A 22,041-nucleotide genomic window follows, 5' to 3' on the forward strand; every position below is an offset into this window, starting at 1 on the left:
TATTCCCATAAGACAATCCGTAATGAAGTTAGCTGATCCTGCAATAGTAGTTAATTATTGAGAGCAGATGGCTAAATTAAAAGAAGCATATATTGATAACGGTAAAATTAAGATAGTGAATGAAAACGATAAGGTAGTTGATGAGCAAGGTCTAAAAAGTTATAACAAGATTTTAAAAGATGCCGGTTTAATAACTAAAGATTTGGATGGTAAGAAAATGCAGGCATTGATAAATAATTTCGATGCTTTAACAATGAGTGATCTGGCACTTGTCCTAAAAAAGACTTTAGGTGAAATAAGAATAGATAATGAGGGTCTAGTAGGTCTTGTAATATAGCACCTCAAGCAATGGCAGGAGTAGTACCGCCTCCTCTGCCTCTACCGGGTGGAGTAGCAGCTCCTCCTCCGGCAGGTGTAGGTATAAGACTTGCAATAGCTAGGGATATAGCAAATCTAGATGCCATAGGTGATGATGAACTAAAATTAGCAGGTTATAAATCTAAAGGCAAAAGAAGATGTTGTATTAAGAGGAAGAATAGCTGCACCGGCACCGGTTGTAGGCAGAGCAGTTGCAGAAGTTCTTGTAGCTCCGAATACTTTAGACAGAATATTGCATAATGAGATGTATTTAGCTAAAAATAATGGAAATCCCGGAAAGCTAGAAGTAAGAACATTAGATTAGGTGCAGAAAGAGATTTAGGGATTACTATCAAAACACTTTTAACTTTAGAAGAAAGGAAGTTCACTTGAGTCTTTAGCATTATTTTCAGAAGCAAAGCCTTATAAAGCACAATTAATGATAAAAGCTGAGAATTATTTGGAATAGACTAAAAGATGATGATGTAATAAAGCAAATTTCAAGGCAAGCTTTAACTTTAAATAAAATAGCCAACAAGGAATTTTTTAAAGAGTTATTTAATGAAGAAGAACATAATGCAATAGACCGTTAAACTATACTTTTGATAAATTACCGCTGGACTTACAAAATCATATTACGGCAAGAAGTACTGAAATAAAAATAAAAGATGAACTACAAGATAAAAAAACCATTATATCAAGAATAGATTATATTGCTAAAAATGAAAATGTTTTAAGAGCAAATTCTTTAAATAATGAAATAGAGATAAAATTTTCCGATGTACTAGATCTAGCTCCTAATAAAGGAGAAGTACGCGATAATATAGCCCTTACTCCTAAAGCAAACAAAGTAAATACTCAAATAAATAATTGGATTAATAACAATATTGTTAATTTAACAGTGGAAAGTAATATAGATAGAGGCTAACATTTTTACAAAATAAAGCTGTACCGGCAACATTATCAAGAATTTATGAAACGGCAGTTGATACTAACGCTAGATTACTAAGAAAAGTTTTAGCCGATAATGCAGCTGGTTTATCTAAAGTTTCTAAAACCATTACAGAGAAAAATATAACAGACGCCGTACAAAATAATTTTAATGCAAAAATGAAAGCTTTAATACCTAATACTAAAGATTTCTTAAAAGAGGCAATTGTAAAATTTCTTAATATAAATAAGTGATGAGAAAATAGAAGCAGTATTAAAAGGAGTAAAGCTGCTAATACCCCTGTTATTGCACCAGTAATAGTGGTAGCAGGTGGACCTGCCACTCTACCTACGAGGATAGGATATAATGGGCTTGGTATGGACGGTTTAGTCAGAAAGAGGAACAGTCTAAAGCCTATCGTAAATCTTTTTCCTAAAAAAAATGCTGTGGTTGCAGTGGCATTAGCTTATATTGCTCCTACTTCTAAAATAGGGGCAAAAATACGAAACCGTTGTTCAAGCTATAGCAGCTTCAGTTGACACGGATTTCAAAAGAGAGTTAGCAATAAAGACTCAAGGAAAGGAAAAACTAAAAGCATTAATTGTAGAAGAAGTTTTTGAGAAATATACAAATAAAAATGCAGATGCACTTGATGGTAATATACATCAATTAGCTCAAGCTATACAAGAAGGAACCAATATTGAGTTCATAGGTCCTAAAAGAGAAGTAGCAAGTGGTATAGATCAGGAAACAAGAAATTTATGTATTAGAATGAATCAAGATGCAGGATTAATGCGGCAACTTAAAGCGAATAATTCTAGGTTAGCAGCAATTATAGAAGCGACAGCTGTAAATGAAGCAGAAGTTGCTACAAGACATCCTGAGTCAGCAGCAGCACAAGCAGTAGCCAATGGAGACATAAGCTATGGTGGAGTAGTTGTAGTAGCTTCTGCTGTTGCTTTTGTGGTTCCTGTTGCACCGTTGGTTTTACCGGCAGATCCTGAAGAGGATGCAGGAGAGGTAATAGCTGTTCCTGCAGTTGCAGCTCCATTAGCACCGGCACCGGTAGTTATTAATATGGAAGATGTAGGGGTAGTTCCGCCTCCGGTGGAAGAAGCTCCACATACTGTAGAGAGGATTGTTCCTGTAGAAGGCAATATTGAAGGCTTTGATGATAAAGATGATGATTTTAACATTGAAGAAGATTATGAAAATGATGATTATAATATAATACAGGAGCGAACAAAAGTATAAGTATCTAGTAGTACAAATAAATCAGAATCTAAGGATTCTGAAGTTAGCCTTGAAAACTCGAAGCAAGAGGACGCTAGACAAGAAGAGGAGGCAAAAGTAGTTGCTTCTATAAAGGAAGCCGCAGAAGCAAGCATTGCTGAAGCTGTAAGAGTTGAAGCTGCTGAAGTTGTAGAAATGCAAAATGCAGTAAAACAAGACGAAGAAATGATTGGAGCAATATATAATCTGATTCATGATATCACTCAAATGAGCTGTAATATTATATCGCATAGAATGTTCTCTAGTGCTGTGGTTGCTGCGGGTGATGAAGATGAAAAAGTGTTAGATAAAAGCCTTTGGATTGCAGGTACTTACGGTACTAATACGCAAAAAGGTTTTGCCGGTTATAAAGGTCATGCTGCGGGTGGTACTATAGGTTTTGATATTGGTTCTGATAACTACAAAGATTTAGTCGGTATTGCTTATACTAAATTGGATTCAAAGTTTAAATCTAACGGTAGCAGGGCAAATACTAATATCGATAGCCATATCGTAACTTTATACGGACAAAAAGAATTACCGAAAAACTTTATGATACAAGCTATGTTTGCTTACAATCATAATATAGTAAAAAGTAAATCAACCGTTTAGGTACTATTGCAACCGGTAAATATAAGGATAATAATTATAACTTTGAAACTTTATTAAATTATAATCATCTTATGAATGGTGATATTACTCTTACTCCAAATCTTGGTATAAGATACGGCCACTCTAAAGACAATACATATCAAAAAAGTGATGTTGTAGGTATTCAGCATTTGAGTATTGGTTCTAAAAGTAGCATTTATAGAGCGGTATTTTAGGCGGTAAGGTAGAGCTCTTTAGCACCGCAGAAAATAGCTGAAGGTTTCAGTGTTATGCCTGCACTTCAAGCATCTGTAGAACATTACTTAATGATAATAGTAAAAAACTTAATGCTAAAGTAAAATGGAAAGATAGAGAAGTTAATGAAACTATCGCATTACCGAAGCAACCTAAAGTCGCTTATAATATCGGTGCTAGCGTTTTAACTGAAAAAGATAATGTAAGCGTATTACTTGAATATCACTGTCATTTACAAAAGAAATATCAAAGCTATCAAGGCTTTGTGAAGTTGAAAGTGAAGTTATAACCGCCAAAATCGTCATTGCAAGAAAAAACTGTAAGTTTTGACGAAGCAATCCAGTAAAAAATGCTAATTTATAGCATTTTTTTTATTTTTTGTGGATTACCACGCAGCCTATGGCTGCTCGCAATGACGATTATGGACCCACGCTAGCAATGCACTCACAAGAGTCGTAAATAATACTTATTACTCGTCTCTTACTACTAACACTGATATATCTGAATGACGGACGATTTTAGAAGCATTAGGTCCAAGCATATAATCTTTTAATTGTAGTCTGACTGCAGAGATTATGATTAAATCGGCTTTAATTTCATTAGAGTGCTTAATTATTTCATCATAAACGGCACCGCTACCTATATAATAATCTGTTTCAATTTCATTGGGAATATATTGTTTGATAAGCTCTTTAATTTGAGCTTTATACTTTTCTTTTTTCTCTGTTCTCCAATGTTTGGGTAAATAATCTTCAAACATTTTCGTACCGAATTCAGGAATTACATACATAAAATGTAATTTTGCTTGAAAGTTCGTCGCAAGCATTAAAGCCTTAGAAAGAATACCTTTTATAGATTTTTTATCATTTAAATCTATAGGTATCAGTATATTTTTAAATATAGTATTTTCAGACATAAGATATTGTTAGTTTTTGTTTCTTACTGAATCATGTTTTGGTAGGACAAAATTTTTAGTATCGGCGAAATAGTTAATGTCCAGGTTATTTAATAAGTAGTTAGAAAGTTTAAAATTTGCTACGTTTCTATGAAAAGCTCCGATAAATTTATCTAAAATATCACGATTTGCCTCATCTCTAGTTACTAGGATTGCCGATACTTTTACTGTAGTGTGATTATCGGTAATCCCTGGATATAAGCCCTTATGAAGTATGGCTTTATGAAAAGCTCTATTTTGTTTTATTAATTCCGTTATTTTATCATTGTCAATAGAAATGAAATCAATTTCACACTTATTAGCTATTAAATTTACTAAGGGGTTAGAATGTCCAACCATCATTATTATAGCATCTATTTCCTTATTACAGAATTGATCACTAGAATCTTCATAATTAATGTGTAGCTCTTCAGGTTCCTTAGCAAATTTATATAAAGAACGTACGACATCATAAGTAATATGACTACTGGAAAATGCTGGACCGTTAGTTATTTTTTTTCCGTCAATATCAGCAAAACCTTTTATTTTATCCTCATCTTTTACAATAACCGTAAAAAACTCATCATGTAGATTAAGCACCTGACGTAAATTTTGCATTTTTTCTTGATCGTGATAATAACCTATGCCCTCATATGCTTCTACTGCAATATTAGCTTGCACTAGGGCTAAATCAATTTTGCCTTGTTGTAATAATTTTAAATTTTCTATACTACCGTTTGTTGCAACAACTTCGCATTTAATATGTTCATTATTTTTATCGTCATTTGTAATAGTCTTGCATAAATCAAGTCCAATAGCATAATATCCTTTTAAAATAGAGCCGGTACCGATTTTAATGACTTTTGGAGCAGCATAAATATTACTGCAAATAAGAAATATGCTAATAATAGTCGCTAGCTTAAAATTGTTCATAAAGCTAATTTGAATTATTTGTGGTATTTTGGTCTTCTTTATGTTCACCAAGTTTTAGTTCTAATAAATTAATAGCACCGATATTTATTCCTTTGTCTGAAAACTCAATATCAAACTTAGCTTTTGTTATATTGTTGTAAGCTGAATTTGAATCATTTTGCTCTGTATTTAATTGCACGTCGGAAGCTTTATTAATTGCTTTAGCAATAATTGTTTTAATTATTTTCTTAGAAAAAATAATATTATTCGGTAATAATTTATCAACTATGGCATTATAATTTTCCAGCTCAAAATATAGTTTTCCTTTCGGTAATTTATTGGCAAAGAGTTGTAAATCACCGTTTAAATTAATTTTAGAATCATTATCACAAGTAAAAATAAATCTCTCTATATTAAAATTTTGTAAAATAGCTGAATCTTCTCCGTCTTCAGCAAAGTTTAAAGAAGCAGCAATATCTAAATTAGCATTTTTAAAATTCAAAATATCTTTTTCTGAATAATAATTCATGTTTAAAAATAAGGATATATTTTCCTCACTTGCTAAATTCTGTTTTCTTATAAGAAATGCTAAATCATTAATTTTAAAGATTTCTTGATTATCTTTAAATATCAATAATGCTTTATTATTTAACTGAATTGATTTTAATATTTCTTTTAAATTATCATCTTTTGATATTTTATATAAAGGTTTATTAAATTTGCCTATACCTTTTATGTCATCATCGCTGCGTACATCATAGGTAAATGTTTTGTCGCCGTAATTATCGACTTCTCTAATAAAAGGACCGAAATTAAGAGCGGCTCTTTTAGTACTAAAAGCTATATTTAGGACAATATTTTTGCATGTAAATTCTAAAGAATTTACATGATTAATTAATTTTACTTTAGGATCCGTTACGGTAATTTTCCAATTAAAAGGATAGCCTGAAAACTTAACTACATTATAAGATATTTTAAGATTATCGGATTCAGAATTCTTTATTAAACTTACAACGTTATTTTTTATAGTATATGCAGTTGCAAACCATATTATAGTAAAGGCTAAAAACACAAAAAGAAGTATTTTACGTATCACTTTTTTAATCCATTATAATTTTATATTACGAGTAGCAGCAGGAAGGCTTACTTTTATGCCGTCTAATTCTTCGGTTAAAATAATTTGACATCCCAATCTAGAAGTATCGGTAAGACCAAAGGCTAAGTCAAGCATATCTTCCTCTGCTTCCGTAGGTTTTTTTAATTTGTTGTAAAATTCTTCTTCTAAAATAACGTGACAAGTAGCACAAGCAAGTGATCCTTCACAAGCTCCCTCAAGGTCTAGATCGTTACTATGGGCAATTTCTAAAATAGAAAGCCCTATCGGTGCTTCTACTGTTTTTTCTTCTCCATCATTTATAATAAATGTTACTTTTATTTTTCCTGACATTCTTCTTATTTTTCATTATCTAAATTAGTTCGATTATATATAATATTTTATATATAACTGAGGCTATTTAATTTGATTGATATTTTTGCCTTTTAGCAAATCATTAATTATTATATTAAACTTTGTATCCATAGATTTTTTTATTTTGGATTTAAACTCTTTAATAGAATTATTAATTAAGATCCAATCTCTAGCGTGTACGGCTTCTTTTATATTATCTAATAAAGAATTAATTATAGATATCTCACTTTCCGATAATAAAGTTGTTAATTCCGCTATAGCACGTTCTATGCTAAAGATAAAAGCCTCTGCTTCAATTACTGCTTCTTGTAATAATCTTGTAGTATAATCTATTTTAGCATTTTTATACGCGTTTTCTAACATAATATCAATCTCCGTTTTATCAATACCGTGATTTGGCTTTACTTCTATAGCATGTGATGTATTGCTGATTTTCTCATAAGCAGAAACGGATAATATACCGTCTGCGTCAATAGAAAAAGTAACTTCGGCTCTAATATATCCTGCTTTCATAGGAGGAAGTCCCTTTAACTCAAATCGGGCTAAACTGCGACAATCGGCAGCCATTTCACGTTCACCTTGTAATATATGAAATTGTATACCGGTTTGATTATCGACATAAGTCGTAAATTCTTTTACGACTGAAATAGGAATCGGAGTATTATGCATGATGATTTTTTCAACTATACCGCCATATAATTCCATACCCAGCGATAAAGGTGCTACATCAATCAATAATGAATTTGTATGGGGTGCTATTAAATTTTCTGCTTGTAATGCAGCCCCCCATACAACTGCTTTATCAGGATCAATATCTGATAGAATATCTATTTTAAATGCTTTATATAATTCGTCTTTTATTAAAGGAGTGCGGGTTGCACCCCCTACTAAAATAACTCCGTCTATATTTGGATTTCCTGCTTGTTCTAAACACTCTTGAGCTATATTGATAGTACGTTCTACTAAGGGTAAAATTAATTGCTCTAATGTTTGCTTATTAATTGATACATTATCATTATTAAAACTATCTTTATATGTTAAAGTTTCTTTTGCTTTTCTTGCAAGTTGTAAAGTATCTATAGAATTAGGTAAATCAAATTTATTGCAAAGATATTGTGTAATTACTACATCTATATCGTTGCCACCAAGCATATTATCACCATTTGTTGCTATAACTTGAAAAATACCTTCTTGTATATTAAGAATAGATACGTCAAAAGTGCCGCCGCCTAGGTCATATACTAAATAACAGCCTTTTTGATTTTTGTTTAAGCCGTAAGCATAGGCAGCTGCAGTAGGTTCGGCAATTAGCCTTAATACTTCAAAACCTGCTATTTTAGCCGCAAGCATTACTTCGCCTCTTGCTGCATCGTTAAAATGTGCAGGTACTGTTATTACTGCTTTAGTTAGATTAGTCTTTAATTGTTCTTCTGCTTGATTTTTTAGGTAAATAAAAATTTCTGCTGCAATTTCAGGGACTCTCAGTTGTTTATTTGCAAAATTTAGCTTAAGCTCACTACTATTTACATCTAGATAATCTTTAACTAACGAAAAAAGTGCCGGAGTATTTAGAATTTCTTTTAATGTTTTACCGAATAGTCTTTTAATAGAACGCAGTCCTTTATTATTACCTATAGTAAAATTGTTACTTGTAAAATCTATAGTAGTTGGGATTAATTCTTTATCATCTATAGATTTAATAACTTTAACTTTTCTATTAGCTGCAATAGCTATTAATGAGTTAGTAGTGCCAAAATCGATACCGACTGCTATTTGCTGTTCTGGCTTAAAATCAGCTTGCTCCGGTTCCCTAATTTCTATTATTTGCATGATTTTATTTTTTCTTGCAGTTTATGCAGCAATGTCCCAATATATTTAAGCTTGCTAGTTTTTATAGTTGCGTCTGATAGATTTTGTTCTTCAAAAGCTTGTTTTAAAGCATCAATTTCAAGCTTTTTCATTAAGTCATATTTGTCTTTTATTTTTTCTAAATCACTAAATAAGATAGTATTTTCGATTATTTCCATTTCATCCCAGAATATGCTTAATTCTAGCGGCGAAAGTAAACTACGTGTTTTTTCGTCATTCAAATTTATATTTTGCAAAAGCAGCATATATTCAGCACGCTTTAAGGCATCTTTAAGAGTAGAGTAAGCGTTATTTAATTCAGCCGCAGTAATTAGATTTTGTTCCTTTTCCTGCAAAGTTTTTGCTTTATCGGGATGATATTTTACCTGCATAGCAAAATATTGCTTTTCTAATATCTTTAAATTAATATTATACTCTTGCGGAAGTCCTAATAATTGAAAATAATTTTGCACTTTTCCTTTTTTGTAATTCTAAACTGCTCTATCATATATCAAAAATTAAAAAAATACAATTATGGAAGTAGATCTATTACATTTTGAAAAAAAATATCATAACTGTATTGTAGCAGGTATAGATGAAGCAGGTAGAGGACCGCTTGCAGGTCCGGTAGTAGCAAGTGCCGTTATAGTAGATAACGCCAATATTATAACGGGCATTAAAGATTCTAAAAAGCTTTCCAAAAAGAAAAGAGAATTACTATATGAACAAATCACTAGTAATTATGCTTGGGCAACTGCTATTATTTCTCATACCGAAATTGATGATATTAATATATTAGAGGCAACTAAAAAAGCTTGTTCTATTGCTGTAGCAAATCTTAGCCTTGAGCCAGAAATAGTGTTAGTTGACGGTAATATGCAGTTTAAGGATGAAAGATTTGTCAGTATAATTAACGGTGATAATTTATCATTATCGATTGCTGCGGCTTCTATTATTGCAAAAGTTACTAGGGATCGTTTGATGCTAGACTTAAGTGCTGAATTTCCCCAATATTTATGGCACAAAAATTCCGGCTACGGTACCAAAGAACATATCGAAGCTATTAATATACATGGCTTATCACCGTATCATCGTAGGAGTTTTAGGTGTTGTTAATGGTATTGCCCGTGTGGACACTGAATCATCATTGCGAGCAGCCATAGGCTGCGTGGCAATCTCATGAAATAATAACAAACTCCTGAGATTGTCAAAACTTACAGGTTTGCCTCGCAATGACGATGACGATTTTGGTATCCACAACGCACACCATTAACTCAACTCGAGTGCCGCTTCTTCTAGAGTTTTTAGCTGATCACGAAGTTTTACGGCTTGTTCAAATTCAAGATTACTTGCGGCTTTAAGCATTTCTTTCTTTAATTTATCAATATGGGTTTTTAGCTTAGCAGGATTATCAAATAAAGTATGAGCTTGTTTTTTATCAAGCTTACTATCGATTTTCTCAAATTCTGCTAAAGCGTGAATAGCACGGTTGATGGTTTTTGGAATTATGCCGTGTTTTTCATTATATTCCTGCTGAATTTGCCTTCTACGCAACGTTTCACTAACAGCTTTATCGATAGATTTAGTCATTTTATCGGCATAAAGTATAACTCTACCCGCGCTATTTCTTGCAGCTCTTCCTATTGTTTGTATTAACGATACTTCCGACCGCAAAAACCCCTCTTTGTCTGCATCAAGTATAGCAACTAAGCCGCATTCAGGGATGTCAAGCCCCTCCCTTAATAGATTAATACCGACTAAAACATCAATAGTACCTTGTCTTAAATCTCGTAAAATCTCTATACGTTCGAGAGTATGAACGTTAGAATGTAAATAAGAAGTTTTATATTTTAGCTCCTGCAAATAGGCGGTTAAATCTTCTGCCATTTTTTTAGTTAAGGTGGTGACTAGAACACGAAAACCTTGAGCGATAGTGGTTTGAATTTCGCTAATTAAATCCTCAACTTGGTTAGTAGCGGGTTTGATAATACATTCAGGATCAAGCAGCCCAGTAGGTCTAATAATCAATTCTACAACCGTGCCGCCGGTTTCTTCTAACTCGAACGGTCCTGGAGTTGCAGATACAAACACAGTTTGTGGTCTAAATTTGTCCCATTCTTCAAATTTTAAAGGTCTGTTATCAAGTGCAGAGGGTAGACGAAACCCATGCTCTACCAAAACTTTTTTCCTTGCTCGATCGCCGTTATACATCGCTCTAATTTGCGGTACGGATACATGGCTTTCATCAACAAATAATAATGCATCTTCTGGTAGGTATTCGAATAATGTAGGAGGCGGCTCACCGGCATTACGTCCTGTGAAAAAGCGAGAGTAGTTTTCAATGCCTTTACAGCTGCCGGTTTCCGTTAACATTTCAAGATCATATTGAGTACGTTGATTTAGCCTTTGAGTTTCAAGTGGTTTGTCTTGTGACTTTAAAAACTCTAAGCGTTTTTGTAATTCTTCTTCAATACCTGATATGGCATTATTGACCGTTTCTTGAGGCATCACAAAATGTGAATTACCAAAAACTATAGCTTTATCGAGCTTAGCAAGTTTTTCACCTGTTAGGGGATCAAATTCATGGATATATTCGAGTTCATTACCGAAAAACGATAAACGCCAAGCTTTATCGCTGTAATGTGAGGGGAAAATATCGATGTTGTCGCCTTTAACTCTAAAACAGCCACGCTCAAATCCGATATCGTTACGCTCATATTGTAGATTTATCAAATCGTTTAGTAGTTGATCACGAAGGTAGCTTTGACCAGGCTCTAGATTAACCACCATTTGGTAATATAAATCGGGAGAGCCAATGCCGTAAATACAGGAAACGGAAGAAACTACTATAACGTCACGACGCTCTAATAGCGATCTTGTAGCGGCATGACGCATTAAATCAATTTGTTCGTTAATTGATGAGTCTTTTTCTATAAAAGTATCGGTGCGTGCTATATAAGCTTCGGGCTGGTAATAATCATAATATGAGACAAAGTATTCAACGGCATTCTTTGGAAAAAGCGATTTCATCTCTGAATAGATTTGGGCAGCTAAGGTTTTATTATGAGCCATAATAAGAGTAGGACGATTAGTTCTCTCTATAATATTTGCCATAGTAAAGGTTTTGCCTGATCCCGTAATACCAAGCAACATTTGTGAGCGTTTTTTGCTACTTAACCCTGCTATAATTTCATCTATTGCTTTTGGTTGATCGCCTGCCGGTTTATATTCTGAGATAATAGAAAAATTATTCATGCATTTTTACTTGCTTTAAAAACTATAGTTTAAGATAATATATTAAAATCTCACAAAAAAATATAACATTATGAATAAAGCTATATTACACACAATTATTGTTTATACTCTCGCTAGTTGTCCTTATTGTATAAAAGCTAAAGCATTGCTTGATGAGAAAAATGTTGCTTATGAGGAAATTGAATTAAGTAATTTTACTCAGGAAGAGAAAGAAAAATTTATTAAGAAATCCGGTGGAAAAAAGACCGTCCCGCAGATATTTATAGATAATATGCATGTTGGCGGTTGTGATGCTCTGTTTGATCTTGAAAAAGAGGGAAGGCTAGATAAGCTGTTAGAAAATCAGCCAAAGACGACTTCACCTGCTGCCGGAGCGTAATTAATAAAAACGTCATTGCAAGGAAATTACGAAGTAATTGACGAAGCAATCTAAGGAGGTTGTTATTATTTTATGAGATTGCCACGCTCCCTACGGTCGCTTGCAATGACGATTTAGTATCCACGTGAGCAATGCCCGCTTGCAATGATGCTGAAAACTACCAAAACTTTAAAATGTTCAAAAACAAAACTCGCAAAAATTCATTCTCTCTACTTCTGCCGTATTTATGGTCGAAGGATTTTGATATACGCCTGCGTATTGTTACCTCTCTTATTTGTCTAGTCATAGCTAAAGTAATAAATATTTTCGTTCCTATTGGTTATAAATATATAATAAATGGGCTAAATAAAAACTTTGCTCTTTCGGTTATGATTGGGATTATTGTTGCATATGGCGGAACAAAAATACTTGTTCAACAGTGAATTACGAAATATCTTTTTTTCAAAAGTAGGGCATCAAGTAACTCGCTTAGTTGCTCTAAATGTCTTTAAGTACATGCTTTAAGTATGCGTTTTCACATTACTAGAAAGACAGGGGGCTTAAGTAGGTCAATAGAGCGTGGTACTAAAGGTATTGAAGTAGTACTGCGGTATTCGTTATTTAATATTTTTCCGACAAGCGTAGAAATTATATTAGTAAGCGGGATGTTATGGTATGTTTACAGTATTTGGTTTGCCGTAACTATTTTAATAACAATGATAGTTTATGTTGGTTATACTTGCCTAATCAGTATTTGGCGTATTTCTTTTGCAAGGGAAATGAACCAAAGCGATAACACCGCCAATAATAGAGCAATCGATAGTTTACTGAATTTTGAGACCATTAAATATTTCGGTAATGAAGAATATGAGGCGATAAAGTTTAATGAGGCTTAAAGCTTTCGGGCGGTGAGAAACAGCGTATTGCAATTGCAAGAACCATCTTAAAAAATCCAGCAATATATGTTTTTGATGAGGCAACAAGTTCGCTTGATACTAAAGCCGGAAAGCTAATTCAAGCACGCCTTAAAGAGATCTCGGCTCACCATACTACCCTTATCATTGCCCATAGACTCTCAACTATTATCGATGCAGATGAGATTATCGTTTTAGATCACGGTTATATAGTTGAGCGGGGCAACCATAAAACCTTGCTACAGCACAAAGGCTATTATGCCGAACTTTGGTATAAACAGCAAGAAGAGGAACCTTCTTAAAATTTATCATTATATCAACTACAAGCTTTATTAAGTGGTTTGGTAAAACCAGCTCGATGTCATTCCCGCGGAGGTTTTGTTGCGTGGATATCAAGTCGTCATTGCGAGCAGCCATAGGCTGCGTGGCAATCTCAGGAATTTTTCTCAAGATTGCTGCGTCAAATTACTATGTAATTTTCCTCGCAATGACAAAAAAACTGATCCACGCAGGAATGACATGGATAGCTAATTGATATTTCAAAAAATTGGCTAAAATCTCTTGCAAGAATAGCGGTGACGTTATTCCGGGGTTTCAAAGCCTCTATCCTCAGCGGTATTATCAGCCGTATAAATGGTATAATCCTCGACTTCATGGTCGGGGGATAGTAGCTATGTACAAGGTTTAAAGTGTAAGCTTTAAACCTAAAAGCTATTATAACTGTTCTGTGACGGTTCTTTGAACGTCCCAACCACCCGAAGTTAAAATCTTCGGTGGTTAAAACTTGAGCAATTTAAGTGTAATCACGGGAGCAACTACATGTTCAATAAAAATAATAAATTATTATCTAAAATATTACCGTTCTCTAAGAAAAATAAAGATTTAGAAAACTAAGAGCTCAGTTTAAACAAAGGTTAGCAGAATAGGTAATGGTAGATGAGATAACAAGAATAGAGCAGCGTTCATTATATTTAGAAAGTATAAAATAATTCTAATATATAATAAAGTTTGTTAACTTTTACGATTATGTTATTGCATAGAAACGGTTGATGTCGTCATTGTAAGCGACTAAAGGCCTTGTTGTATGGTTCGTTTATGTCATTTCCACGCAAGCGGGAATCCAGTAAAAAATGATAAACAAAGAAAATTACATAAAAATTTAGTATATAATTTGCTTAAAAAACTAGATTCCTGCTTTCGCAGGAATGACATAGGCATCCGCGCAACAATGCCCCGCAGCAATGACATCGGTAACTTAGAAACAATGCCACGATTATAAATACAAGCAATCCTTGAAAGAAATTTATTATGTCTCTATTATTAAATATAATTCATTAAATTTAAGGCTAAGTAATCGTGACTGATAAATCTTCTTCTAATTTAGTACCGGTAAATATCGAAGATGAGATGAAAGTATCTTATCTTGATTATGCTATGAGCGTTATAGTAAGTAGAGCTATACCGGATGTTCGGGACGGCTTAAAGCCGGTACATCGCCGAATTATCTATTCCATGCATGAAGCCGGTAATCATGCTAGTAAACCTTATAGAAAATCCGCTAGAATAGTCGGTGACGTGATGGGTAAATACCATCCGCACGGCGATAGTGCTATTTACGATGCGTTAGTACGTATGGCACAAGATTTTTCCTTGCGTTTACCGCTTGTAGACGGGCAGGGTAATTTCGGTTCGATGGATGGTGATGCGGCGGCAGCAATGAGATATACCGAATCTCGAATGGCTAAAGTTGCGTATAAGCTCGTAGAGGATATCGATAAAGAGACTGTCAGCTTTAACCCTAATTACGATGGTTCTGAAGAAGAGCCTTCCGTACTTCCTGCAATGTTTCCCAATTTATTGGTGAACGGTAGCGGAGGCATTGCGGTCGGTATGGCAACTAATATCCCGCCTCATAATCTTGGTGAGGTTATCGATGCGTGCTGTTTATATATAGATAATAATGATATAGAAATATTAGATTTACTTGAAGTTGTTAAAGGACCGGATTTTCCTACAGGTTCAATGATTTTAGGCATTAGCGGTATTAGATCGGCATATCTTACTGGTAGAGGTAGTATCATTATACGAGGTCGAGCCGAGATTGAGAATATCGGTAATAGCCGTCAAGCAATTATTATTACCGAAATACCGTATATGGTAAATAAGGCAAGGCTTGTTGAGAAAATCGCTCAAATGGTTAAGGAAAAGCGTATAGAAGGTATAAGTGATTTACGTGATGAATCGAATAAAAACGGTGTAAGGATTTTTATTGAGTTAAAGAAAGACGTAGTTGCTGAAGTAGTCTTAAATCAAATATACGCATGTACGCAGCTACAAACTAGCTTTGGTGTTATTATGCTTGCTCTTAAAGACGGGTTACCGAAAGTGATGAATTTGAAAGAAGTAATTGCAGCTTTCGTTAGTTTTAGGGAAGTAGTAGTTACTAACCGTACTATATATTTACTCAATAAAGCAAGAGATAGAGCTCATATTTTACTAGGACTAACTATTGCCGTTAGTAATATCGATGAAATAATACGTATTATTAAAGCTTCAAATGACCCGAATGCAGCTAAACAAGAATTAATGGCTCGTCAGTGGGAAGCATTAAATATCCTACCTCTTGTAAAGTTGGTTGATGATAAAGCAATGTTAAACGAGCAGGGTAAATGTAACTTTACCGAAGTGCAAGCTAAGGCAATCTTAGAAATGAGATTGCAACGCCTTACCGCTATGGAGAAAAACAAGCTTGAAGAGGATTTAAAGAACCTCACTACGGAAATCACCGAATATCTTAATATACTTGGCTCTCGTACAAGGTTACTTGAAATTTTAAAGGAAGAGCTCATTAAAGTTAAAGAAGAATTTGCGACTCCTCGTCTTACTTCAATTGAATTTGGCGAATTTGATCAAGATATAGAAGATTTAATTCAGCGTGAAGAAATGGTTGTAACCGTAACGCTTGGCGGGTATATCAAGCGTGTACCTCTAAGTAGCTATCGTGCGCAAAAACGTGGCGGTAAAGGAAGATCAGGGCTTTCAATGCGTGATGAAGATATTACCACGCAAGTTTTTGTCGGTAGTACCCATACTTCTATGTTGTTCTTCTCAAATATCGGTCAGGTTTATAGTTTAAAACTGTATAAACTGCCTTTAAGTAATCCGCAGGGTAAGGGTAGACCGATGGTTAATATATTACCGCTGAAAGCAAATGAGCATATTACGAATATTATGCCGCTACCTGAAAATCAGGATGAGAGGGATAATTTAAACATTATGTTCGCAACTGCCAAAGGTAATATCAGAAGAAGCGATTTATTAGATTTCACAAAGCTTCAGTCGAACGGTAAAATTGCTATTAGGCTTGATGAGGACGATAAATTAATAGATGTAAAACCATGTAAAGAAGATGAGCATATTTTACTTGCTACCAAAGCCGGTAAAGCTTTAAGATTCCCTGTTGAATCGCTGCGTGTTATTAAGAGCCGTACTTCTGATGGGGTACGAGGTATGAAGCTTGCCAAAGAGGATTCCGTAATTTCTATGACTGTGCTTAAAGGTATTAGTAGTACAAAAGAGGATAGAGATGCTTATTTATCAGTGCCGTGGGAGCAGAGATTAGAGATTGCTAAAGGTGAGGAGTTTAATCCTGAAGAACTTGGCGTAAGCTTAACTGCCCCGGCTATTGTAGAAATGGCAAATTCCGAAGAATTCATTTTAACCGTAACTGAGAACGGTTTTGGTAAGAGAAGTTCAGCTTATGGCTATAGAATTACTGACCGTGGCGGTAGCGGTATAATCAATATGGATATTAACGACAAAACTGGTTTAGTCGTCGGTGTTATGCCGGTTAAAATGGATGATGAGTTAATGCTGATTACCAATAGCGGTAAGTTAATTCGCTGTAAACTTGAGTCAGTACGTATTACGGGACGTAATACTAGCGGCGTAATCCTATTTAAGCTAGATGATGGTGAAAAAGTCGTGTCTGTCTCTTTAATTGCTGAAACTGCTGAAAGAGAAGAAGATAGTGAGTTAGAGGAAGAGGGATTAGAGCAATCTGAAGAGGTGTAAGGGCTGAGGCGTTGTGATTCCCGCATAGCTCTTAAAAAGCTCTCGATGTCATTCTTGCGAAAGCATTTTGCATAGATACCTAAGTCATCATTGCGAGGAGGTATTGTTGCGTGGACCGGTAAAACCCACTGTGTCACCCCGTGGTCAAGCCACGGGATGACAGAGGTGAAATTGCTTCACGCAACAATGCCTTGTGAGCAGCCATAGGTTACGTGGCAATCTCATGAAATAATAAAACTCCTGAGATTGCAGACGTACTTTGTAATTTTCCTCGCAATGACGTTAATTTATTAATTGATCTGCTTTTAGTTAACAATACCCCCAAAAAAAAAGAACTTCTAGAAAAGTATTGCAACACTAATTTTTCTCTCTATAATAACTGTATGTTGAATTAATATGCAGATATTAACTTTCCAGTCTTTTTTTACTACTATAACCGGTCTAAGCCGGTAACAATATCTCTATATCTTTCTTTTAATTATATTCATCTATTTAAATTAACTAATTATTAGGTAAGTTTTATGTTGCGTAAAATGCTACTTATTTTAATGGCTATTATCATAGCTATCATATTGTTAAACCCACTAATGAGTTTAGAAGTACAAAGGTTATTGTATTCAATAAGTCTATCTATTTCTATAATTGGATTATTGCTGCCTTTAATTATTTTTGGTTTACTTTTTAAATCTGTTGTAATGCTAGTCCAAGATGCAACACGTATAGTTTTTTTAATATTATTACTAGTATGTGGGTCTAATGTTTGTTCTACCTTCATAAGTCATTATGTAGGTATATACATATATCAATTCGCTTTATCAATGATCTCTCCTATAGAAAATGCTAGTTTAAAGCCTTTATTGTTGCTTAATTTTCCTAATATTATTTCTAATGATAAAATCGTATTTAGTAGTATTATCTTAAGCTTTATTTCCTCAAAGTTGTGTGCTGAAGTTGCAATTGGATTGGCTTGTAAGCTAGAAGCATTTGTTGCAAAAATATTGCGATTGTTGATCTATATAATGCCCTTATTTATAATGGGCTTTATCGTAAAACTACAGTTTGATGAAGTATTAGATATAATTATTAAAGATTATATGTTCATTTTTGTGACGATCGTATTTGCTCAGTTTGGTTATATCTTTCTTGCTTATTTTATTTTGAGTAACTGTCGAGTTAAGGAATGCATAGCTAGCTTTAGTAATATGATGCCAGCGTCTATAAGTGGATTTAGTGCAATGTCTAGTGTTATAAGTATGCCACTTAGTATAATAGGAGCAGAAAATAATACAAATAATAAAGCACTCGCTCGTACCTACCGTTGACCAATAACAGTCAATATTCATCTTGTTGGCGATTGTTTTGCCATATCGATTTTGGCTTATGCTATACTAAAAAGTTATGGATTAGCTGAACCTACTTTATTTAATTATTTTACTTTTTATTTTGTATTGGCAAAATTTTCAGTAGCAGCTATACCAGGTGGTAGAATTATTGTAATGCGCCCTATACTTGAACAATATCTAGGTTTTAATACTAATATGATGTCTCTGATTACAGCTCTTTATATCTTATTTGATCCTGTGATCACTTGTGCTAATGTTTTAGGAAATGGTGCTTTTGTTAAACTGATAGATAATATATATAGTGTAACTCAGAAAGCTTAATTTAAGCAAATTTGCACAGAGCAAGTCATGTTCCACCGTGAGCATTAATAAATATTTTAGCAATAGGACGAGGTTTCTCAAAATACTCTAGGTTCTTGCGTGCAGAAAATTAAATTATTTGTGTTTTTAGATATTTTTGAGCAAAAATTAATAAGAACGCAAGAGCCTAATATCTCTTTTGCTTTTAAAGTAATTGTTGAATTATCTATATTTGATAAATTAGATATTTGTGTTCCTTGAATTATTATTTTTTACGAAGAATTAGTGAATTTTTTAATCAAATCTCAAATATTATATAATTGATTTAAAAGAGAACAAGCATATAATCTTTGTGTGGAAAGTGATATATTGGTAATAAATTATGATGTGGTTATTAATTGTGATTGGTTTAACCGTTGCGGTGCTTATTATAGGGGTAGTATCGATGGCTATCGCAGGAAAGTTTGATAAGAAATTTAGTTCAAAGTTAATGACTTTAAGGGTTTTTTTTCAGGCAGTTGCTATATTTTTATTGATTATAATGTATTTTTATAAAGTTAATTTATAAATGTCTAAAAATAACTCAAAAGCTACTTAATCGATTTCTCTAATTTCTTCACGTAATTCTTCCCATTTGTCTAAAATTTCTTCTAATGTAACTTCTTCGACTTTTTTCTCTCCATCTTCAAAGTCCTTTAAATCTCTAATCAGTTTCTCTAGCTTTAATAATGAAATTTTTTTTTTCATTATACTGATCGCTACAATGTTCTTCGAGTTGTTCTGCAATTTCTTCAATATCACCCCAATGCATTATTATTCCTCCTTAATTTTATGCAAGCCTTATTTATTAACATGTTATCTGATATTTGCTATTATTTTTTACTAAATATTATTAATTCGACAAATTATTGCAAATAGGTGAGTTTATTATGCAACTATTGCCGGAATTAGGCAGGTTTGCTTTCTTTACATTTTGGTGATTTTATAGTATATTAAAATTAAATATTAAGATTTAATTATGTCAATATTACCGATAGTAACGGCACCTGATGAAAGATTAAAGCAGAAATCTCAGCCGGTTTTAGAGTGTACCGATCAAACACGAAAATTTATGGATGATATGCTTAAAACTATGTACCATGAAGACGGTGCAGGGCTTGCAGCAGTACAAGTAGGGGTATTGAAACGTATTTTAGTAATTGATATACAAGATCATGATTCGGTAGCAAGACCAAAAGATTTTTATCCGCTTTTTATAGTGAATCCTGAAATAATAGAAAAAGCAGAAGAGCTAGTTACGGCTAACGAAGGTTGTATCTCATTACCGGAGCAACGTATTGAGGTGGCAAGACCGGAATCTATAAAGATTAGGTATTTAGACTATCATGGTAAATCGCAAGAGCTTAAAGCAAATGATTGGCTTGCAAGAGTTATCCAGCATGAGTATGATCATTTAGAAGGTAAGCTTATGATTGATTATTTAAGTAATTTAAAACGAGATGTAGTACTTCGTAAGCTTAAGAAACTTAAAAATAATATAGTGTGAAAGTAATCTTTATGGGAACGCCTGAATTCGCTGTTCCCGCTCTTAAAAAACTTATAACTCATCACGAAGTTAAAGCTGTTTTTACACAGCAACCTAAAGCTAAGGGCAGAGGACTTAACTTAGCTAAATCTCCAATACATCAATTAGCATTTGAGCATCAAATTCCTGTTTATACTCCTTCTACTCTTCGTAATGATGAAATAATACATCTAATTAATAAAGTTAATGCTGATATTATAGTTGTTATTGCCTATGGTTTTATTGTGCCGAAAGCTATATTAGAAGCTAAGAAATACGGCTGTCTTAATATCCATCCATCTGATTTGCCTCGTCACAGAGGAGCGGCTCCTCTGCAGCGTACTATTATAGAGGGTGACCGGAAAAGTAGTGTATGTATTATGCGTATGGATACAGGGCTTGATACAGGTGATATATTGATGAAAGAAGATTTTGATTTAGAAGAAAGAATAACATTGGAAGAACTGCATAACAAATGTGCAAATCTCGGAGCGGAGTTATTAATTAAAACACTTGCAAATATCGATAATATAGTACCAATAACACAGCCAAGTGACGGCGTTACGTATGCTCATAAATTAACTAAAGCAGAAGGAAAAATTAATTGGCATGAATCCGCATATAAAATAGATTGTAAAATAAGGGGCATGAATCCTTGGCCCGGAGTATATTTTAGTTATAATGATAAAATAATTAAAATCCTTGAAGCAGAATATTTAAATGCGGATCATCACTTTACTTCCGGTACCGTTATTAGCGATAAGCTGGAAATAGCTTGTGGAAGCGGTATATTACGCGTGAAAAAACTTCAGCAAGAGAGTAAAAAAGCTTTGAATATAGAAGAATTTTTACGTGGTACAAATATTTTAAAAGATACAGTATTAAAATAAGAGTATTATTATGGGTAAAGATAAAAAAGAAGTTAGGTTTAATGATAATTGAGACGTTAAGGAGTTTACCTCAAAGTTTGAAAAGAATAGTGATATTTATTCTTTAAAAAGGAAAGTAATTAATATGGTAACAAAGCTTTGATAGCATTATAAGCATCTATAGTAGATGATGAAGTAGAGGATCAAACTAAGCTACTTACGGAAACTCAATTTCTTGTGACAAAAACTCCACATGGTAAAACATCTCAATATGAAATTAGCGGCTTTATTAACAAAGCCGGCGAACATATAAACGATCCAAAACAAATAAAAGAAATTTCAAAATTATACGCTCATGCCGTATTTGCTGATTTACAGAAAAATATTTTAGGTAAATTTGATAAGAACGGTAATTTAAGTATAACTAAAGATTTTGCAATTGATGAAAATCCAGTCTTTAGAAAAGACGGTAAATTATTATGGGTTAAAACTCAAAGCGGTTTGATAAACAGAGAAGGAGAAATAACAGCAGTAAATCATATTTTACAAAAAGGCAGATTTTTGTTTGAAGATTTAGGCGGTAAGGTAGATACAAAATTAGGGACTACAAATCTAAACAAAAAGCCGACAAAGCCTACCTTAAAAAGAGGTTAAAATAACTTTAAGCCCTCTCATAAGAAATAAAATTAAAATTATTTGAAATTAGTGTTTGACAAGCTTTAAAAATATAGATATAAAATCATCACACAAGGTTTGAAACGTAAAACTTTGTAGCTGTTTAAAAAGTTGGTAAAGC

At 33.4% G+C, this 22,041-nt stretch carries 23 protein-coding genes and 2 pseudogenes; 15 read left to right on the top strand and 10 right to left on the bottom strand.

Features of this window, described 5'->3' with window-relative positions; translation table 11 throughout:
* Window positions 1-67: 67 nt before the first annotated feature.
* Both RSA_RS01275 and RSA_RS01280 read left to right on the top strand, forming a co-directional pair.
* A complete protein-coding gene (locus tag RSA_RS01275) occupies window positions 68-337 on the top strand; it encodes a hypothetical protein (protein ID WP_014364461.1) in 270 nt (89 codons plus the stop codon).
* An 11-nt stretch (window positions 338-348) separates the two neighbouring features.
* Complete coding sequence (locus tag RSA_RS01280; protein ID WP_014364462.1) at window positions 349-618, top strand: hypothetical protein; 270 nt, start codon at window positions 349-351, stop codon at window positions 616-618.
* Between the two features lie 447 nt (window positions 619-1,065).
* Here RSA_RS01280 and RSA_RS08260 read toward each other — a convergent pair whose 3' ends face one another.
* The gene (locus RSA_RS08260; RefSeq protein WP_155114804.1) at window positions 1,066-1,206 is read right to left on the bottom strand and encodes a hypothetical protein; all 141 of its coding nucleotides are present in this window, start codon (window positions 1,204-1,206) and stop codon (window positions 1,066-1,068) included.
* A 122-nt stretch (window positions 1,207-1,328) separates the two neighbouring features.
* Window positions 1,329-1,631 carry a hypothetical protein gene (locus RSA_RS01285; RefSeq protein ID WP_014364463.1) on the bottom strand — a complete coding sequence of 101 codons (303 nt, stop codon included), beginning with the start codon at window positions 1,629-1,631 and terminating at the stop codon, window positions 1,329-1,331.
* A gap of 428 nt (window positions 1,632-2,059) precedes the next feature.
* Here RSA_RS01285 and RSA_RS09240 point away from each other — a divergent pair, with 428 nt between their 5' ends.
* From RSA_RS09240 to RSA_RS09920, 3 genes are all read left to right on the top strand, one after another.
* A complete protein-coding gene (locus RSA_RS09240; RefSeq protein ID WP_014364464.1) occupies window positions 2,060-2,542 on the top strand; it encodes a hypothetical protein in 483 nt (160 codons plus the stop codon).
* A 174-nt stretch (window positions 2,543-2,716) separates the two neighbouring features.
* Window positions 2,717-3,172 carry an autotransporter outer membrane beta-barrel domain-containing protein gene (locus RSA_RS09915; protein WP_014364465.1) on the top strand — a complete coding sequence of 152 codons (456 nt, stop codon included), beginning with the start codon at window positions 2,717-2,719 and terminating at the stop codon, window positions 3,170-3,172.
* Between the two features lie 71 nt (window positions 3,173-3,243).
* Window positions 3,244-3,387, top strand: coding sequence for a hypothetical protein (locus RSA_RS09920; protein ID WP_014364466.1), 144 nt, complete (start codon window positions 3,244-3,246; stop codon window positions 3,385-3,387).
* 488 nt (window positions 3,388-3,875) lie between these two features.
* On the opposite strand, the gene RSA_RS01300 is transcribed toward RSA_RS09920, so the two are convergent.
* From RSA_RS01300 to hscB, 6 genes are all read right to left on the bottom strand, one after another.
* On the bottom strand, window positions 3,876-4,322 hold the full coding sequence (locus tag RSA_RS01300) for a universal stress protein (protein ID WP_014364467.1): 447 nt from the start codon (window positions 4,320-4,322) through the stop codon (window positions 3,876-3,878).
* 9 nt (window positions 4,323-4,331) lie between these two features.
* Window positions 4,332-5,273, bottom strand: a complete 942-nt coding sequence (locus RSA_RS01305; RefSeq protein ID WP_012262256.1) for a TAXI family TRAP transporter solute-binding subunit — start codon at window positions 5,271-5,273, stop codon at window positions 4,332-4,334.
* Window positions 5,274-5,277: 4 nt separating this feature from the next.
* Window positions 5,278-6,348: an RP198 family tick cell line-upregulated protein gene (locus RSA_RS01310; protein ID WP_014364468.1), complete on the bottom strand. Its 1,071-nt coding sequence runs from the start codon at window positions 6,346-6,348 to the stop codon at window positions 5,278-5,280.
* Between the two features lie 12 nt (window positions 6,349-6,360).
* Window positions 6,361-6,699 (bottom strand): ferredoxin family 2Fe-2S iron-sulfur cluster binding protein, encoded by a 339-nt coding sequence (locus RSA_RS01315; protein WP_014364469.1) that lies wholly within the window; start codon window positions 6,697-6,699, stop codon window positions 6,361-6,363.
* A 63-nt stretch (window positions 6,700-6,762) separates the two neighbouring features.
* A complete protein-coding gene (gene hscA, locus RSA_RS01320; RefSeq protein WP_014364470.1) occupies window positions 6,763-8,550 on the bottom strand; it encodes a Fe-S protein assembly chaperone HscA in 1,788 nt (595 codons plus the stop codon).
* Window positions 8,541-9,041, bottom strand: a complete 501-nt coding sequence (gene hscB, locus RSA_RS01325; RefSeq protein WP_014364471.1) for a Fe-S protein assembly co-chaperone HscB — start codon at window positions 9,039-9,041, stop codon at window positions 8,541-8,543. The genes hscA and hscB overlap by 10 nt, the downstream gene beginning before the upstream one ends.
* A gap of 61 nt (window positions 9,042-9,102) precedes the next feature.
* Between hscB and RSA_RS01330 the strand changes: the two genes are divergently transcribed.
* Window positions 9,103-9,684 carry a ribonuclease HII gene (locus tag RSA_RS01330; RefSeq protein ID WP_012150481.1) on the top strand — a complete coding sequence of 194 codons (582 nt, stop codon included), beginning with the start codon at window positions 9,103-9,105 and terminating at the stop codon, window positions 9,682-9,684.
* A 153-nt stretch (window positions 9,685-9,837) separates the two neighbouring features.
* Here the strand turns inward: RSA_RS01330 and uvrB are convergent, their stop codons facing one another.
* Entirely contained in the window at window positions 9,838-11,823 is a 1,986-nt protein-coding gene (gene uvrB / locus RSA_RS01335) for an excinuclease ABC subunit UvrB (RefSeq protein WP_014364472.1), read from the bottom strand.
* 70 nt (window positions 11,824-11,893) lie between these two features.
* Here uvrB and grxC point away from each other — a divergent pair, with 70 nt between their 5' ends.
* The 6 genes and pseudogenes from grxC to RSA_RS01385 all read left to right on the top strand — a co-directional run bounded on the left by grxC (window position 11,894) and on the right by RSA_RS01385 (window position 19,380).
* Window positions 11,894-12,202: a glutaredoxin 3 gene (gene grxC / locus RSA_RS01340; protein ID WP_014364473.1), complete on the top strand. Its 309-nt coding sequence runs from the start codon at window positions 11,894-11,896 to the stop codon at window positions 12,200-12,202.
* A 173-nt stretch (window positions 12,203-12,375) separates the two neighbouring features.
* Window positions 12,376-13,397: pseudogene (locus RSA_RS01345) on the top strand (ABC transporter transmembrane domain-containing protein).
* Window positions 13,398-14,451: 1,054 nt separating this feature from the next.
* A complete protein-coding gene (gene gyrA / locus RSA_RS01355; RefSeq protein WP_014364474.1) occupies window positions 14,452-17,169 on the top strand; it encodes a DNA topoisomerase (ATP-hydrolyzing) subunit A in 2,718 nt (905 codons plus the stop codon).
* A gap of 587 nt (window positions 17,170-17,756) precedes the next feature.
* Window positions 17,757-18,833, top strand: a pseudogene (locus RSA_RS08285) (cation:dicarboxylate symporter family transporter).
* A gap of 99 nt (window positions 18,834-18,932) precedes the next feature.
* Window positions 18,933-19,073, top strand: a complete 141-nt coding sequence (locus RSA_RS01380; RefSeq protein ID WP_012262260.1) for a hypothetical protein — start codon at window positions 18,933-18,935, stop codon at window positions 19,071-19,073.
* Between the two features lie 121 nt (window positions 19,074-19,194).
* The gene (locus RSA_RS01385) at window positions 19,195-19,380 is read left to right on the top strand and encodes an HIG1 domain-containing protein (protein ID WP_014364477.1); all 186 of its coding nucleotides are present in this window, start codon (window positions 19,195-19,197) and stop codon (window positions 19,378-19,380) included.
* A 26-nt stretch (window positions 19,381-19,406) separates the two neighbouring features.
* Here RSA_RS01385 and RSA_RS01390 read toward each other — a convergent pair whose 3' ends face one another.
* Window positions 19,407-19,559, bottom strand: coding sequence for a Fe-S cluster assembly protein IscX (locus tag RSA_RS01390; RefSeq protein ID WP_012150493.1), 153 nt, complete (start codon window positions 19,557-19,559; stop codon window positions 19,407-19,409).
* A 271-nt stretch (window positions 19,560-19,830) separates the two neighbouring features.
* Here RSA_RS01390 and def point away from each other — a divergent pair, with 271 nt between their 5' ends.
* The 3 genes from def to RSA_RS01405 all read left to right on the top strand — a co-directional run bounded on the left by def (window position 19,831) and on the right by RSA_RS01405 (window position 21,899).
* Window positions 19,831-20,358: a peptide deformylase gene (def, locus tag RSA_RS01395; RefSeq protein ID WP_014364478.1), complete on the top strand. Its 528-nt coding sequence runs from the start codon at window positions 19,831-19,833 to the stop codon at window positions 20,356-20,358.
* Complete coding sequence (fmt, locus tag RSA_RS01400) at window positions 20,355-21,266, top strand: methionyl-tRNA formyltransferase (RefSeq protein WP_014364479.1); 912 nt, start codon at window positions 20,355-20,357, stop codon at window positions 21,264-21,266. Before def ends, fmt begins: the two co-directional genes overlap by 4 nt.
* 216 nt (window positions 21,267-21,482) lie before the next feature.
* Window positions 21,483-21,899, top strand: a complete 417-nt coding sequence (locus tag RSA_RS01405) for a hypothetical protein (RefSeq protein WP_014364480.1) — start codon at window positions 21,483-21,485, stop codon at window positions 21,897-21,899.
* Window positions 21,900-22,041 lie beyond the last annotated feature (142 nt).

It is taken from the genome of Rickettsia philipii str. 364D (assembly GCF_000283995.1).
Classification (GTDB): Bacteria; Pseudomonadota; Alphaproteobacteria; order Rickettsiales; family Rickettsiaceae; genus Rickettsia; species Rickettsia rickettsii.